This window comes from Agarivorans sp. JK6 (assembly GCF_045277145.1).
Classification (GTDB): Bacteria; Pseudomonadota; Gammaproteobacteria; order Enterobacterales; family Celerinatantimonadaceae; genus Agarivorans; species Agarivorans albus.
This window is the reverse complement of the sequence record NZ_CP113525.1, coordinates 319,076-335,953: the sequence shown is the minus strand read 5'-3', so window position 1 is coordinate 335,953 and position 16,878 is coordinate 319,076. Positions and strand designations below refer to the sequence as shown.

Below are 16,878 nucleotides of genomic sequence, written 5' to 3'. Positions count from 1 at the left end.
GTTTTTTTCTGCAACATGCAGTGTTTAAGGTAAAGCCTTGCCACGCGATGTGACATACAACTGATACCATTGCTCGCGACTAAGCTGCAGTTTAGTCGCATCACCACAGGCGCGAATGCGGTCTGGGTTTACACTGCCAATCACAGGCTGAATTCCGGCAGGGTGGCGCATTAGCCACGCTAGTACAACGGCCTCTGGCGAACTTGAGTTTTGATCGGCGTATTGGCGAACGAGCTGCGCGGTATCACGCTGGGCTTGGCTGGCATTTGATAAATCGGCACCGCTAAATAAGCCACGCGATAAACTTCCCCAAGCCTGAATTTGCACCTTATTCATAGCACAATACTCAAGGGTACCAGGCACAAAGCTGTGGCCTTTTACCTGTTCGTCGTTTACTGCAATATTGTGGTCAAGCCAGTCTAGTTTCGACAAGCTCATCTCTAACTGATTAGCCACTAGCGGAAAACTCAGCAGCGATTGCAAATGCGCAATTTGCGCTCCACTCATGTTAGACACGCCAAAGTGCTGCACTTTACCACTGTCTTTAAGCTCGCTAAGCACCGCGGCCACTTCGTCCATTTCGGCCAAGGGATCTGGGCGGTGCAGCATCATCACATCAATGGTTTCACTTTGTAAGCGGCGCAGCGAATCTTCAACACTTTGACGAATGTAATCTGCCGACCAATCATAACGACCACACCACTGCTCATCACCAAAACGAATTGCCGCTTTAGTTTGCAGAATAATTTGCTCACGCAGCTCTGGGCGCTGTGCCAATACTTGACCAAATACTTGCTCAGCCTTACCCATGGTATAGATGTCGGCGTGGTCAAAATAGTTAATACCTATTTCTAAGGCCGCATCAATAGCGGTATGCGCTTGGCTTAAATGATCTTGCGTTACAGGTGAGTTATCCCAGTTTCCGCCTAAGCCCATGCAGCCGTATACAAGGCGACTTGCCTTAGGAAAAACCTGATTAATCGGTGATGCAGCCATTACGTGCTTACCTTTATGATTACGAATATTAGGCAAGTATAACGATAAATCAGCAGACGCTAATAGGTTTATAGGCAGAAAACACGAACTATAGTACGAGAAACAAGGATTGAACGGCTGGCGCTTGGCCAGCCGATAGTACTAAAGCAAATCCCGAATTCGGTAATAGGTCATGGCAAGCACTAAGGCAGGAGTACGTAATAAGCGCCCACCGGGAAAAGGCATGTGTGGAATTTTATCGAATATGTCAAAGCGCTCTGAGGTGGCCATAATTGATTCTGCCATTAACTTACCCGCCAAACCCGTGGCTGCAATGCCGTGGCCGGAGAAGCCTTGAGCAAAATACACATTTGGCGCTATTCGGCCAAAGTGTGGCGCACGGTTAATAGTGATGCCTACATTACCACCCCAGGCAAACTCCACCGGTTCATCGCTTAATTGGGGGAAAACCCAATCCATGCGTTGTTTCATGGTTTGCGCTAAATTACGTGGTTCAATTCCCGAATAACTCACTCGGCCACCAAACAACATGCGGTGATCGCCAGAACAACGGTAATAATCCAGTACAAAGTTGATGTCGCATACCGCCATGTTGTTGGCAATCAGTTCGCGTGCACGCTCTTCACCTAAAGGTTTCGTGGCACAAATATAAGTACCTACCGGCATTACTTTGCTTTCTAACTTACTGTTTAATCCTTCCATATAAGCATTACAGGCCAACACCACATGTTGGCAACTAACGCTAGCCTGCTCGGTATGAAGCCTAACCTTAGCGCCGTGTTCAATTTTGATGACCTTGCTGTCTTCATAAATGCTAGCGCCAGCATTTTCAGCAGCCTTTACCAAGCCTAAGGTGTAATTAAGCGGATGTAAGTGACCGCTATTTGAATCAAACATGCCGCCTAAATAACGGGGGCTTTTTAACTGGCTTTCCAGCTTATCTTGCGACCAATATTCTAAATGCTCATAGCCGTAATCTTCACTAAGCTGTTGCTGCCATTCTTTTAACTCGCGAACATGACGATCTTTAATCGCAACATGAATTTGACCATCTTGCCAATCACAATCAATTTGGTGTTTGCGAATGTTGTCTTTAGTAACAGCTAGCGATTCAACCGAGAGGTCCCAGAGTTTTTTGGCATCATCTTTACCAACCAATTTCTCTAGGGTGGACTGCTCACTGGCCCAGCCAAAAATAGCTTGTCCGCCACTTCGTCCCGAGGCTCCCCAGCCTACTCGGCTGCCTTCCAGCAAAATAACCTTATAACCTTGGCTAGCTAACTCTAGTGCGGTGCTAGCGCCGGTTATACCTGCTCCTACTACACATACATCAGCTTGATGCTCGCCTTGTAGTTGCGGATAGTCCAACTGTAGGTTGGCACTTGCTGCATAATATGAATTTGCATGTTGCGCTTTCATTTTCTCACCTTAAACATAAAAACAAATCTGCTGTTCGCACTACACCATTTGCTGATACCACTGCTGCTCTAAAGGTGTCACTTGCGCCTCAAAGCGCTGCCACTCATTAAGTTTGTTGGCATGGTACACATGGCTAAAATCTGCACCTAGGAGCGACCACAAGGTGGAGTGCTCAAATTCGGCTAAGGCCTGTTGCCAGGAACTCGGCAAAGCAGGGGCTGGTACTTTACTGGCATCGCCGCTCACTGCTTTAGGGCAATCAAGCTGTTGTTCTATGCCATGGGTAATCCCGGCCAATAAGGCCGACATAACAATATAAGGGTTACAATCGGCACCCGCTACACGGTGCTCGATACGGGTATTTTCAGTGCTACCAGAAGGAATGCGCAAGGCAACGGTGCGGTTGTCCCAACCCCAATCGGCTTGCAATGGCACAAACATATCTGGTTGGAATCGGCGATAAGAGTTGGCATTAGGTGCTAACAAAGCAATGGCCTGGGGCATGGTGTCTAAAAGCCCGGCCAAGGCGAATTCCAGCAAGCTTTGTTCAGTGGAAAAGCGGTTATGGCCCTGCTTGTCTAACATACTAATGTGCACGTGGCAGCCATTGCCAGAATGCTCGGCATAAGGTTTGGCCATGAAAGTGGCTAAATAGCCATGTTGTTTGGCTACTGCTTTAATTGCGCGTTTCAAGAGAATGGCTTGATCGCAAGCCAGCAGCGGGTCGTGCTGATGCTGCAATGTCACTTCAAACTGCCCAGGAGCGTATTCTGCAATAACGTTGTCGCTGGGAATATTTTGGGTATGGCAGTAATCCTGAATATCACGAATAAATTCATCAAATTCATCGAGTTCATCTAAGGAATAAACTTGGGTTTGTTGCATACGTTGTTGCGATTTTGGCAACAGCGGCGCTTGTGGTTGGCGGTTTTCACTACGTGCATCAAGTAAGTAAAACTCCCACTCAATAGCCACACAAGGAAACAAATTTTGCTGATGTAATCCTTGCAATACTTTACTAAGTAATTGTCGTGGGTCTGCAAAAAATGGCGAACCATCAACTTCATGCATGGTTAATAAAGCTTGCGCGGCATTTTTTTTCCAAGGAATCATCGACAAGCTATGCGGTAACAAGTGACAAATACGATCGCCATCGCCTTGTTCAAAGCCCAGTCCGGTTTGCTCTACGGTGTCACCGCAAATATCTAGCGCAAATACCGAAGCCGGTAAACACATCCCCTCTTGGGCAATTTTGGCTAAGGACGCCGCTTCTATGCGTTTACCGCGGATCACACCATTCATATCAGATAGCATTAAATCAATGCTCTCTAACTGTGGATGAGCCGCCAAAAAATCCTCTACTTGTTGAAGCATACTGATTGGCTGAATCTGTGGCTGGTGTTTCAACATAATTAACAGTCCCTTGGTAAAAGCGTCCCTTAAACCCTATAAATTTACAACACAGTGTTAAGTATAATGCAAATTAAATTGCACAATAAGCTAAAAAAGGGGCTATATTTAGTTTTTATTTAACACTCTGTTGACTTTGGCGAAAAATCATGACAATTCTAATTAATACGGGGCAAAAATTAAGCTAAACAAGAAAATGCCCCTATTTACTTAACAGATTTATGACAGGTGATTATGGATAACGTCAGGAAGTGGTTTGAGGAAAATCGTATAACCGAAGTTGAGTGCCTCATCCCCGATATAACCGGTAATGCTCGCGGCAAAATCATTCCCGCCAGCAAGTATCTAAAAGAAGGCGGTATGCGCCTGCCTGAATCAATTTTCTACCAAACAGTCACTGGCGACTGGCCCGACGATGATGACTTATTCGATTGGACCGAAAAAGACATGAACCTAGAGCCCGATACCGACAGCCTGCGTTTTGTTCCTTGGGCCAAAGAGCCTACCGCTCAGCTTATTCACGATTGTTACGACAGCCAAGGCGAGCTGATAGGCATGGCGCCACGCTCGGTACTAAAAAAAGTACTCGCGCTCTACGAAAAAGAAGGCTGGAAGCCAATTGTGGCGCCAGAACTAGAGTTTTTCTTAGTGAAGAAAAACCTCGACTGGGATTACCCACTAGAGCCACCCATTGGACGTAATGGCCGACCAGAAACAGCACGTCAATCTTTTAGCATTGATGCGGTAAATGAATTTGATCCGCTGTTTGAAGACATGTACGACTACTGCGAAGCTCAGAACCTAGACGTAGATACCTTGGTACATGAATCTGGTGCAGCGCAAATGGAAATTAACTTTGATCACGGCGAGCCGACGTTAGCCTGTGACCAAGTATTCCTTTTCAAACGCACCATGCGCGAAGCAGCCTTACAGCATGATACCTATGCCACGTTCATGGCTAAGCCAATGGAAGATGAGCCCGGCAGTGCGATGCATATTCACCAAAGCTTAGAAGACCATAATGGCAACAATTTGTTTGCTAATGAAGATGGTAGCAACAGCCAAATGTTTTTAAGTTTTATCGCCGGTTTACAGCAATTTACTCCCGCTAGCATTGCCTTTTATGCCCCTAACGTGAATAGCTATCGACGCTTAATGTTTGGCGACTCGGCGCCAATTAATTTGCAGTGGGGCATCGACAACCGCACCGTGGGTTTACGCGTACCGCTATCAGATAAGCAAAATCGCCGCGTAGAAAACCGCTTTGCCGGCGCCGACGCCAACCCTTATCTAGCCATGGCACTTACCTTAGCCTGCGGTTACATCGGCATGAAAAAACAACTAACACCTTCTGCAGAGGAAAAAGGTGATGTAAGCGAAGATCGTTACACCCTGCCCGGCACCTTAGAAGAAGCATTAGTTAAGTTAGAGCAATGCGACGAACTCAAGGAAATTCTGGGTGAACGCTTTGTGAACTGTTACGTGGCAGTAAAACGTAAGGAATACCAAACCTACTTCAAGGTCATTAGTTCTTGGGAACGTGAGTTTTTGTTACTCAACGTATAAACCCAGAGTTAACTCAGCCACAAGGAGGCGAAATGAGCACAGCAACATTGACGATACAACAACAAGACAGCGCCCACTGTTTGCACCCTTTCACTAACTTTAAAGAGTTAAATGCCAAGGGAGCTCGAGTGATAGAACGAGGCGAAGGTGTGTTTGTATTCGACAGTGAGGGCAATAAGTTGCTCGATGCCATGGCCGGCCTGTGGTGTGTGAATCTAGGTTATGGTCGCCAAGAGTTAGTGGGTGCTGCAGCCAAACAAATGCAGCAGCTGCCCTACTACAACCTGTTTTTTCAAACGACTCACAGCCCGGCGGTTGAATTATCTACCCTGCTAGCCGAGCTAACACCAGAGGGCCTAAACCATGCTTTTTTTACCGGCTCGGGTTCAGAGTGCAATGACACCGTAGTACGCATGGTACGCCACTATTGGGCCAGCAAAGGCCAGCCCAATAAGTTAGAAATAATTAGTCGCAACAACGCCTATCACGGCAGCACCATGGCGGGAGCAAGCCTTGGTGGCATGGGCTTTATGCACGCCCAAGGTGGCTTGCCATTGCCTAATATTAGCCACATCGATCAACCTTATTGGTTTGAAGAAGGCCAAGGCCAAGATCCACAACAGTTTGGTTTAGAGCGTGCTCAGCAATTAGAGCAAAAAATTCTAGAGCTAGGCGAAGATAAAGTAGCAGCTTTTATCGCCGAGCCTATTCAAGGTGCCGGTGGCGTAATTATTCCACCCGACTCTTATTGGCCTGAGATTCAACGCATTTGCGACAAATACGATATTTTGTTGATAGTAGACGAAGTGATCTGTGGATTTGGCCGCACCGGTGAATGGTTTGCCTGCCAAACCTACAACATTAAGCCAGATTTACTGTGTTTAGCGAAAGGCATTACCTCTGGCTATTTACCAATGGGCGCAGTGATGGTGTCGGACAAAGTAGCTCAAGGCCTAACCGAGGCCGATACCGAATTTGCTCATGGCTTTACCTATTCCGGCCACCCTGCAGCTTGCGCGGTAGCCATTGAAAACATTCGCATCATGCAACAAGAGAACATTATTAGCCATGTACGCGATGACATAGCCCCTTATCTAGCCCAACGCTGGCAAGAACTGGCTAGCCATCCCTTAGTCGGCGAGGCTCGCAGTAAAGGCATGGTGGCTGCCATAGAGCTGGTTGCCGATAAAAATACCCTGCAACGCTTTAGCAAAGAGCAAGGCGCTGGCGGTGTGTGTCGCGATATATGCATAAACAATGGGCTTATCATGCGCGCTTGCGGCGATACCATGATTATTTCACCCCCATTGGTTATTACAAAACAACAAGTCGATCAGTTAATTACACTGGCAAAACAAAGTTTGGATGACACTCTGCAGGCATTGAGTTAATCCGCGAAGCAGTACGAGCAATCACCACAAGGATTTGGAGAACAACATGAAAAACGCTAGCTTTACCCTAACCCTAGCCTCCCTGTTAGCTGCCAGCGCATTTACCCTGCAGGCAGCCGAAGAAAAAGTACTTAATGTGTACAACTGGTCTGACTATATCGCCGAAGATACCATCGCCCAGTTTGAAGCCGAAACCGGCATTAAAGTGGTTTACGATGTATTCGATTCAAACGAAGTACTTGAAGCCAAGATTCTTTCTGGCTCAACCGGTTTTGACATTGTGGTGCCAACTTCAGACTTTTTAGCCCGCCAAGTTCAGGCTGGTGCGTTTATCAAATTAGATAAAACAAAGTTGAGTAATTACGCCAACTTAGATGATAAAATCATGTCAATGCTTGATGAAACTGCAGATCCGGATAATCAATATGCAGTGCCTTACCTTTGGGGAACCACAGGTTTAGGTTACAACGTAGACAAAGTTAAAGAAGTATTAGGTGACGACGCCCCAGTAGATAGTTGGGATCTGGTATTTAAGCCAGAGAATATGGAAAAACTACAAAGCTGTGGAGTGGCATTTTTAAATGCTCCAACCGAGTTATTTGCAGCAGCGCTGCATTACGTAGGTAAAGATCCAAACAGTGTTGATCCGAACGACTACAAAGACACTGGCGAGGCATACAAACTGCTCAAATCAGTACGCCCTTACGTGACTTATTTTCACTCTTCGCAATACATTAACGACTTAGCGAACGGTGATATTTGTGTGGCTATTGGCTGGTCTGGTGATGTACTGCAAGCCTCAGATCGCGCTGCCGAAGCCGATAACGGAGTAGTGGTTGAGTACGTTATCCCGCAAGAAGGGGCCTTAGCCTGGTTTGACCTAATGGCCATTCCAGCTGATGCACCACATAAAGATAATGCACACAAATTCATTAACTTCTTGCTACAGCCTAAAGTGATTTCGGAGATCTCTAACTACGTATGGTATGCCAACCCAACGCCTGCCTCTAAAGAGTTTATTGATCCTGAAATTATTGAACATCCGGGTATCTATCCAAGTGACGAAACCTTGGCTAAATTATATGGAGCCAAGGTAATGCCAGCAAAAGCGTCTCGAACTCTGACACGCTCTTGGACTAAGTTTCTTCAAAACTAAGTAATCACTTGCCACCCTTGGGTGGCAAGTGCGTTTTTGATTCTTTATGGAGGATCCGCAATGGCTGCGGTGTCACACATTTCAAAGCTTCCAGTTGATGGAGAAAAAGCCCCGGAACCTTTGTTACACATTGAAAATTTGAGCAAAGACTACGACGGCGCAATTGCCGTAGACAACGTAAGCCTAACCATAAACAAGGGCGAAATTTTTGCCTTATTAGGTGCATCGGGTTGTGGTAAATCCACTTTACTAAGGTTGTTAGCTGGCTTCGAAAAGCCCAGTGCTGGCAAAATTATTCTCGATGGCCAAGAGCTGATTGGTGTACCTCCACATCAGCGCCCAGTGAATATGATGTTTCAATCCTATGCGCTATTTCCCCACATGACCGTGGAACAAAATATCGCCTTTGGCCTAAAACAAGACAAGCTGCCCAAAGATGAAATTGGCGCAACAGTAGCTAAGATGCTCGAGCTAGTGCGCATGAAAGACTACGCTCGCCGCAAACCGCATCAATTATCGGGTGGACAACGCCAACGTGTGGCACTGGCACGTAGCCTAGCTAAACGTCCAAAACTGTTACTGTTAGACGAACCGATGGGTGCACTAGATAAAAACCTGCGTGGTCAAATGCAGCTTGAAGTAGTGGATATTCTAGAAAAAGTTGGCGTTACCTGCGTAATGGTAACCCACGACCAAGAAGAAGCCATGACCATGGCAAGCCGCATTGCCATTATGAATCGCGGCCAGTTTATTCAAGTGGGCGAACCAGAAGAAATTTACGAATACCCTAACTCACGTTTTAGTGCCGAGTTTATTGGCTCTGTAAACGTATTTGAAGGTGTGTTGCGTGACAATGACAACGACAGCGCAACTATCGACAGCCCAGAGCTTGGTTATCCGATTAGCTTAAATCATGGCGTATCATCAGCCCCTGGCGTTCCGTTCATGGTGGCAGTTCGCCCCGAAAAAATGAGTATTTTCAAAACCCTTAAAGGGCGCCATAACAATGTATGTCAAGGCAAGGTAGAAGACATCGCCTATCTTGGCGATCAGTCTATTTACTATGTGCGTTTAGCCAGCGGTAAACGGGTCACCGCCGCTATGCCTAATAGCAGCCGCCACCGCAACAATATGCCAACCTGGGAAGACCAAGTGTACTTGTGCTGGCAAGCCGACAGCTGCGTGGTACTCAAAATATGACCACGCTTAACGACAAACTTAAACAAAGGCTTAATCGCTGGGTGCCAAGTGGGCGCTGCGCCATTATGGCGGTGCCTTACTTTTGGCTATTTTTGTTCTTTTTAATGCCGTTCTTTATTGTCTTTAAAATCAGTTTTGCCGAGGCAATGATTGCCATTCCTCCCTATAGTGAGTTAATCACTATGGTGGATGAGCAAGTGCAAATACTGCTCAATTTAGGCAACTATGGCTACTTAATCGAAGACGATCTCTACATTAGCTCCTACTTGCAGTCGGTACGCATTGCTTCGATTTCTACCTTTTTGTGTTTTGTGATCGGCTTTCCAATGGCCTGGGCCATCGTACATTCAAGCCCAGCTAATAGAAATATTTTACTGATGCTGATTATTCTCCCCTCGTGGACCAGCTTTCTAATTCGGGTTTATGCCTGGATAGGCATTCTTAAAAACAACGGTTTCTTAAACAACATCTTACTTTACGTAGGTGTTATCGACGAGCCGCTGCAAATACTGCACACCGACACAGCGGTTTATATTGGCATTGTGTATACCTATTTGCCGTTTATGATCCTGCCCTTATACACCGCACTTATGCGCGTTGATTACTCGCTAATAGAAGCGGCACGTGATTTAGGCGCCTCGACCCTAACGGTATTATTCAAAGTGCTACTGCCGCTAACCAAAGCTGGCATTATTGCGGGCTCAATGTTGGTATTTATTCCCGCTGTAGGTGAGTTTGTTATTCCTGAGTTACTGGGTGGGCCCGACTCAATTCTTATTGGTAAAGTGCTGTGGCAAGAATTCTTTAATAACCGTGATTGGCCAGTCGCTGCTGCGGTAGCTTCGGTGATGTTATTACTATTGATGGTGCCAATTATGTTCTTTTATCGTTATCAAAAACGTGAATTGGAGGCCAGCTAATGGACGCGATCCCGGTTTACAAAACTAAGTGGAAGTGGCTGATACTTAGCCTTGGCTTGGCCTTTTTATACCTGCCGATTTTAAGCCTTATCGCTTACTCGTTTAACGCTAACCGTTTAGTGACGGTGTGGAGTGGCTTTTCTACCAAGTGGTATGGGGCGCTGTTTAACGACTCACTACTAATGAATGGCATTAGCTTAAGCTTACTCATTGGCTTTTTATCTGCCTCCGCAGCTGTAGTATTAGGTACCCTTGCTGCCTTTGTGATGACCCGCTATAGCAAATTTAGAGGCGAAACCAGCTTTGCCTTTATGATTACTGCCCCACTGGTGATGCCAGAAGTTATCACCGGCTTAAGCCTGTTATTGCTGTTTATTTCTTTAGGCCAAGTATTTGATCTATTTAGCCAACGCGGCATGCTAACTATTTGGATTGCCCACGTCACCTTCTGTACAGCCTATGTATCGGTGGTGGTGAGTTCGCGCTTGCGCGAGCTAGATAAAAGCATCGAAGAAGCCGCTATGGACTTGGGCGCGACACCTTTTAAAGTGTTTTTCGTTATCACCCTGCCGACAATTCTTCCTGCCTTAGTGGCCGGCTGGTTATTGGCCTTCACTTTATCCTTAGACGACTTGGTTATTGCCAGCTTTGTATCGGGCCCAAGTGCCACAACCTTACCGATGGTGGTGTTTTCTAGCGTAAGGTTAGGGGTAAGTCCCAAAATTAATGCCCTAGCTACCCTGATTATTGGTGTAGTATCTGTCGCTACTTTTATTGCTTGGTGGTTAATGGCCAAAGCAGAAAAACGCCGCTTGCTAGAATTAAAGATTAGCAATGCTAAATAGGCGTTGAATTTTGAGGAATAAAACTTAATGGATGTTGGAAAACGCCTTAAAAGTATTCGCCTAATGCGCGGCATTTCGCAACGTGAACTGGCCAAATTAAGCGGGGTCACTAACAGCATGATCTCGCAAATTGAGCAAAACCAAGTTAACCCTTCGGTAGGCTCTTTAAAAAAAATACTTGATGCGATTCCTATTTCAATGGGCGAGTTTTTCACCCTTGAAATGGAAAGTGACGACAAGATTTTCTATAGCGCCGAAGAACTTACCGACCTAGGTGACGGCAAGGTCAAAATGTTATTGGTTGGTAGTAAACACAATGGCCGACAGCTGGCGATTTTACGCGAGATTTACCCACCAGGCGCCGATACTGGCACCGAGTTTATTCAACACGAAGGTGAAGAAGGTGGCATTGTAATCCGCGGAGAAATAGAAATTACCGTAGGCAGCAAATCTAAAGTGCTAAAAGCTGGTGATTCTTATTACTTTGAAACCCGTAAGCCACATCGCTTTCGCAATAAAAGTAAGGAAGAGTGTGAGCTCATCAGCGCCGCGACGCCACCTACTTTCTAAGCTCTATTGAGACTAAAATACTGAATAAAAAAGCCGCTTTAGCGGCTTTTTTATTCTTTGAGGCTTTACTAATGCGCCACAGTGGGCTCACCTACCGATGGGATTTTGCGTTTGCCTTTGGCAATTATCGAAAAGACCACTGGCACAAAGAAGAATGACAGCATAGTGGTAAGCACCGTACCACCAGCAATGGCCACCGCAAACGGCGGCCAAAAACCGCCACCTTCTAAAATTAGCGGTAAGAAGCCACCCACCGTGGTGATGGTGGTAGAAGTAATATGCCGAGTACAACTAAGCACCCCAAAACATATCGATTCATGATCGCCAGCGCAGGCTTTGGCATCGGATTTTAGCTCCGCAACAATCACAATAGCCGCGTTAATCGCTAAGCCCACCAGACCTAGTAGCCCAATAATAACGGTAAATCCGAAGGGGTAATTAAATACAAATACACTTAACAAACCCAAACCTGCCGCTTGAATAGCAGTAATCATAATCAAGAAGCTTAAACGGAAGGAGTTAAACGACAGCACCACCACAGTAATCAGTAGCACCGCGATAATGCCGACACTGGCCAATAAATTGCCCACCGCCTCATTACGCTCGGCGCCTTCACCACCAAACTCCAAGCTGTATCCAGCGGGAAGCGGAATATCAGCTTGCTCTAAACGCTCTCTAAATACTTCCAAAACCTGTTCTGGCAGAATATCGGTTTGCAAATAGCCTTCTACGGTATTTACTCGTTTACCGTTCCGGCGCGGTATTTCGCCACGGCTGGGGCGAATATCTAGTTCAGCGATAGACGCTAGCGGTATATTCCCAGCTATTTGGCTGGTAAGGGTTATATCACCTAAATTCTCAACGTGCTTACGTTGCTCATCAGCCAATCGGATCCTAACCGGCAAAGACTCACTTGCCTCGAGCACGCTACCGTTGATCCGACCTTGCAGGTTTGCCTGTAACTGACCAGCAATATCAGTTAATACAATGCCGCTTAAGCGAGATGCTTCTTCATTAACCTTTAACCACACCTTGGGCGTGCCCGCCAACAAAGTAGCGCGCGTATGAGTAACGTGTGGGATCTCGGAAAGAATGCGGCGGTATTGATCTCCCAGTTCTTTAAGTTTATCTAGGTTTGGCCCGTAAACCCGCAGCTCAATTGGAGCATTAAACGGAGGCCCCTGTTCTAGCTTCCTGACTAAAATTTGCGCTTCGGGATAGAGCAAATCAAACTCGATTTGTAGCTTAGGAATTAAGTCATTCGCAGCCCTAAAGTCGTCAGTCTTAATCATTGCTTGGGCGTAGTTTTTGGCCCCCTGTTGGCGCAGCATCAAGTTGTAGTAAAACGATGGGGCGTTGTTGCCTACAAACCAACTCACCGAGCTAATTCCTTCTTTAGCATATAGATGCTCAGTTAGCTTTTCGGTCAAACGTTCGGTGGCATAGATACTCGACTGCGGCGCCATGTACACTTCAATTTGGAACATGTCACGATCAGACGGCGGAAAGAATTGCTCGGTTAAACTACCGGCGCTGTAGAAACCCAAAATTGGTAAGCTAGATACCACAATAATTGCTAGTTTAGGATAGCGCAGACTAGTACGTAAACAGGCTTTAAAGGCACCGCTGAGCCAAGCAACTTGCACGCCTTTTTCGTACCAATGATCGGCAGTTTGTTGTGAAGGCAAAAAGTGCCCAGAGAAAATCGCTACTAGGGTATGCGAAATAAAGTAAGAACCAATTAGCGAGAAAATCACGCTAAGTGCAATACCACCAACAAACTCACCCGCTGGCCCTGGCATTAATACAATCGGTAAAAACGCAAGAATGGTTGTTAAGGTAGAGCCCAGCAACGGCAGCCATAAATGAGCTAAAGACTCTTTTACCGCCTGTAAACCGCTCTTGCCCTGCTGGCGCTTTTGGGCAATGGTGTCGGCCATTACAATGGCGTTGTCCACCATAATACCCAAGGCCACCACCAAGCCAGTTACCGACATTTGATGGATGGGCAAGCCATAAAATTTCATACAGGCTAAGGTAAACATTACCGTCAAGGGCAGTGACAAACCAACAATCAGCGCCGAACGCCAACCTAAGGTAAGCAGCAATACCACCACAATAATGGCAAAACCAATAAGCACGTTAACCACCAGCTCTCCTAAGCGTTTGGCGGTGTAACCATCTTGCTCAAAGATGATGTCGGCACTGACATTACTAGGCAAAATAGTGCGGTAGTCATCCAATGCTTGGTTCACTCGGGCGCTCCACAAATCAACCCGATATTCAGAGAGCATTCTTATGCCCACTACCACCGCATAATCGCGCTCAACCACAGCAATTTGCTCGGGTGGAGATTTAAGCTGGCGTGTTACCTTGGCCAAATCTCCTAAACGGAACACATAACCATTTTCGGCGCTGCTTACTGGGATATTCTTAATCCGCTCTAGCGAGTTAAGTTCACCCTCCAGCTCTAGTTGCATCCGTGTATTATCGTTAGTCAGTTCGCCCGCCGATACCTTAGCGTCCGCTCCGGCGATAATTTGCGACACTTGCTCGGTAGTTAGCTGCATAGCGCCTGCTTGGTAGGGCTCAATTTCTACCAGTATTTCTTCTTCACCCTGCCCTTGTAAGTCAACAAAATCGGTACCTGCCACATTGCGCAAGCGGTTTTGTAGCTCTTTAGCATAGCGGCCGAGAATGGCTAAATCGGTATCTCCGGGGCCTGTCCAACGCAGTGCAACCAAGGTGGTAAACGCATAACCTCGGTCATCATCGACTACTGGCTCAGAACTTCCCAAGGGCAACAAGGGGGGGAGTTCTCCCACCAAATCACGCACCCTTGCCCATACGGGAACAACATCGATAACTTCATCTTTTAATTCAACTTGCAGCACCGAAAAGCCAGGACGAGAAGAGGATTGAACCCGTTTAATCTCTGGCAATTTGCGAATTTTGTTTTCGATTAATTCGGTCACCAAGGCTTCAACCCGTTCTGCAGACGCTCCGGGATATTGGGTCACAATACTGGCAAAACGACTGGTTATTTTAGGGTCTTCGCTGCGTGGCAAGGTGCTAACCGCCCCCATGCCTGCCACCAAAATAAGCGCTATAAGTAAGGAAATTAAACGCCCATTATTATAAATAGCTGCAATCATTGGCTAAGCGCCTTGCTTGGGTTAACGGTTTGCCCAGGCACGTAGCGGTGCATGCCTGTGGCAACAATGGCTTCGCCAGCTTGCAGCGCGCCTCTTACAAATGCTTGCTCTTCGGTGGCATATCGCACACTCACATCACGGCGTTCTAACTTAAAGCTGCCATCACTTTGCGCCACAATGGCATATACATTCCACAAGCCTCGCACACCATCGGTAATCGCGCTCACTGGCACCCAATAGCCAGGCTCTTTAACGGTTTCCACTACATTTAGATAGGCCAATTGCCCACTCACCAAACTATCGTTATCAGGTAAAGCAAACCGCAGCTGTACGGTGCGAGTAACCGGGTCAACCTGCCCCCCCGCAGCCACTAAATCTACCGAATAATGACGCTTAGCCACTGTTACCGATTTAGGAGTGACCATATCAACCTGCTCGAGCAAGCGCACCGGCACACCTACTTTTACCTCGTTGGCGCCTTGCTGTAATACCGTCAGCACCGGCTGAGAAGCGCCAACTACCGTACCTTCCGACACCGTTCGTTTATCGATAATACCGTTATAGGGAGCCAGTAATGTAGATTTTTCAATGCGGGTGCGATTAGCTTTAATTGAGGCGTCGATACGCGCTTTATTGGCTTTTAAGGATTTTTGCTGGGCAACCAACTCATCGACACTTTGCGCCGAGGCATAACCGTCGCTCTTAAGGGACTTAACCCGTTTTAAGTTAGCTTGAACTAGAGCAGCATCGGCTGCTAATTGTTGTAGTTGCGCTTGTAAGTCAATGTATTCAATTTCTAGCAGCTCGGTGTCTAGCTGCATCAACACATCACCTTGCACAACACGTTCGCCTTCATCTACGAATATTTTGGATATTTTACCTGCTAGTTCAAAGCCAATGTCTGCACGTTGTTTAGCTATAACTTGCCCAACAAACTGCCGTTCAACCGCATAATCCTCACTTAATACCGGCACAAAAGCTTTTACTTGTTGCACATTTACCGCAGTGTCGGCAAACAGTTCATCATCTGCGGCAACAGCATGCTGACTCAATGCATTCACTGCCATCCCCCCCAAAGCAAGGGGTATGAGTAAAAAGGTGAATGAAAATAATGGCCTAGGCATATAAACGTCCGTGTAACTAAAAGTAGTGAGAGCTTCATTTAGTGTAGGAAGAGTGCTCTTTAGTGTCTAGTGTTTGCTTGCTCAATTAGCCCGCTATTTTCTACTAATAAGCTAGCTATGTCATTTTATACAAAACACTTGTAGTAATTAGAGAAGCAATTCACAATGAATTGTTAACTATTTTATAGCAAGGAATAAATAATGAGCACGCTTGCCGATCATCCTGATTACTCGCTGTACTCCAACGCAAATACCTTTCTACGGCAGCGCTTAGATCATCGTCCCGAACAAAGTGATGCCGACGTAATAATCACCGGTCTGCCTTTTGACTTAGCCACAACCGGGCGATCCGGTGCTCGATTGGGTCCTGATGCCATTCGCCGCGCCTCAGTCAACCTAGCTTGGGAAGAAAAGCGCTGGCCTTGGGATTTTAGTTTGCTTGAGCGAGTAAGCTTGGTTGATGCCGGTGACTTAGTTTTTGATTGTGGTGAGCAAGCACAGTTTGTAGAAAGACTCGAAGTCTACGCCAAGCAACTGCTGCAAGCAGGCAAAACCATGCTGAGCTTTGGTGGCGATCACTTTGTTACGCTGCCACTATTGCGCGCTCACGCACACCATCATGGAAAGTTAGCCTTAGTGCATTTTGATGCCCACACCGATACCTACAGCGAAGGTAGCCGCTACGACCACGGCACCATGTTTTACCATGCGCCCAAAGAGGGCTTAATCGACGCTGCGCAATCAGTACAGGTAGGTATTCGTACCGAGTATGAGCGAGTTGGCCACCCATTCACGGTCATCGATGCTGACCAAGCTAATAACTTAAGCATTGAGCAAGTGGTAGAAAGCATACGTAAGCAAGTGGCGGATTTGCCAGTTTATCTTAGCTTCGACATCGATTGTTTAGATCCCGCCTACGCGCCAGGCACCGGCACGCCAGTAGCTGGCGGTTTAAGCAGCAATCGAATACTGCAAATCCTGCGTGGCTTAAAGGGTTTAAACCTTGTCGGCATGGACGTAGTAGAAGTAGCACCTGCTTATGATAATAGCGAAGTGACAGCATTGGCCGCAGCGACCATTGCAGTGGAATTATTACACCTTTGGGCTGATAAAAACCGCCCCTAAC

13 protein-coding genes are annotated in these 16,878 nt (G+C 46.7%); 8 read left to right on the top strand and 5 right to left on the bottom strand.

Annotated elements, in window-relative coordinates; genetic code table 11:
- Positions 1-24 precede the first annotated feature (24 nt).
- The 3 genes from OV592_RS01520 to OV592_RS01510 form a co-directional block, all read right to left on the bottom strand.
- Positions 25-996 carry an aldo/keto reductase family oxidoreductase gene (locus OV592_RS01520; protein WP_406610169.1) on the bottom strand — a complete coding sequence of 324 codons (972 nt, stop codon included), beginning with the start codon at positions 994-996 and terminating at the stop codon, positions 25-27.
- 141 nt (positions 997-1,137) lie between these two features.
- Positions 1,138-2,415, bottom strand: coding sequence for an NAD(P)/FAD-dependent oxidoreductase (locus OV592_RS01515; RefSeq protein ID WP_406610168.1), 1,278 nt, complete (start codon positions 2,413-2,415; stop codon positions 1,138-1,140).
- Positions 2,416-2,454: 39 nt separating this feature from the next.
- Positions 2,455-3,825, bottom strand: coding sequence for a glutamine synthetase family protein (locus tag OV592_RS01510; RefSeq protein WP_016399822.1), 1,371 nt, complete (start codon positions 3,823-3,825; stop codon positions 2,455-2,457).
- A 234-nt stretch (positions 3,826-4,059) separates the two neighbouring features.
- Here OV592_RS01510 and OV592_RS01505 point away from each other — a divergent pair, with 234 nt between their 5' ends.
- The 7 genes from OV592_RS01505 to OV592_RS01475 are packed head-to-tail and all read left to right on the top strand — an operon-like array spanning position 4,060 to position 11,473.
- On the top strand, positions 4,060-5,391 hold the full coding sequence (locus OV592_RS01505) for a glutamine synthetase family protein (protein ID WP_016399823.1): 1,332 nt from the start codon (positions 4,060-4,062) through the stop codon (positions 5,389-5,391).
- A gap of 32 nt (positions 5,392-5,423) precedes the next feature.
- Positions 5,424-6,782: an aspartate aminotransferase family protein gene (locus OV592_RS01500; protein WP_406610167.1), complete on the top strand. Its 1,359-nt coding sequence runs from the start codon at positions 5,424-5,426 to the stop codon at positions 6,780-6,782.
- A gap of 46 nt (positions 6,783-6,828) precedes the next feature.
- Positions 6,829-7,938, top strand: a complete 1,110-nt coding sequence (locus tag OV592_RS01495; protein WP_406610166.1) for an extracellular solute-binding protein — start codon at positions 6,829-6,831, stop codon at positions 7,936-7,938.
- Positions 7,939-7,998: 60 nt separating this feature from the next.
- Positions 7,999-9,138 carry a putrescine ABC transporter ATP-binding subunit PotG gene (potG, locus tag OV592_RS01490; protein WP_016399826.1) on the top strand — a complete coding sequence of 380 codons (1,140 nt, stop codon included), beginning with the start codon at positions 7,999-8,001 and terminating at the stop codon, positions 9,136-9,138.
- Entirely contained in the window at positions 9,135-10,058 is a 924-nt protein-coding gene (gene potH / locus OV592_RS01485; RefSeq protein ID WP_406610165.1) for a putrescine ABC transporter permease PotH, read from the top strand. Before potG ends, potH begins: the two co-directional genes overlap by 4 nt.
- Positions 10,058-10,903 (top strand): ABC transporter permease subunit, encoded by an 846-nt coding sequence (locus OV592_RS01480; protein WP_016399828.1) that lies wholly within the window; start codon positions 10,058-10,060, stop codon positions 10,901-10,903. Before potH ends, OV592_RS01480 begins: the two co-directional genes overlap by 1 nt.
- Positions 10,904-10,930: 27 nt before the next feature.
- Complete coding sequence (locus OV592_RS01475) at positions 10,931-11,473, top strand: cupin domain-containing protein (protein WP_016399829.1); 543 nt, start codon at positions 10,931-10,933, stop codon at positions 11,471-11,473.
- A gap of 68 nt (positions 11,474-11,541) precedes the next feature.
- On the opposite strand, the gene OV592_RS01470 is transcribed toward OV592_RS01475, so the two are convergent.
- On the bottom strand, positions 11,542-14,628 hold the full coding sequence (locus OV592_RS01470) for an efflux RND transporter permease subunit (protein ID WP_406610164.1): 3,087 nt from the start codon (positions 14,626-14,628) through the stop codon (positions 11,542-11,544).
- A complete protein-coding gene (locus OV592_RS01465; protein ID WP_406611407.1) occupies positions 14,625-15,695 on the bottom strand; it encodes an efflux RND transporter periplasmic adaptor subunit in 1,071 nt (356 codons plus the stop codon). Before OV592_RS01465 ends, OV592_RS01470 begins: the two co-directional genes overlap by 4 nt.
- Before the next feature lie 258 nt (positions 15,696-15,953).
- Here OV592_RS01465 and speB point away from each other — a divergent pair, with 258 nt between their 5' ends.
- On the top strand, positions 15,954-16,877 hold the full coding sequence (gene speB, locus OV592_RS01460; RefSeq protein WP_406610162.1) for an agmatinase: 924 nt from the start codon (positions 15,954-15,956) through the stop codon (positions 16,875-16,877).
- Position 16,878: the final 1 nt, after the last annotated feature.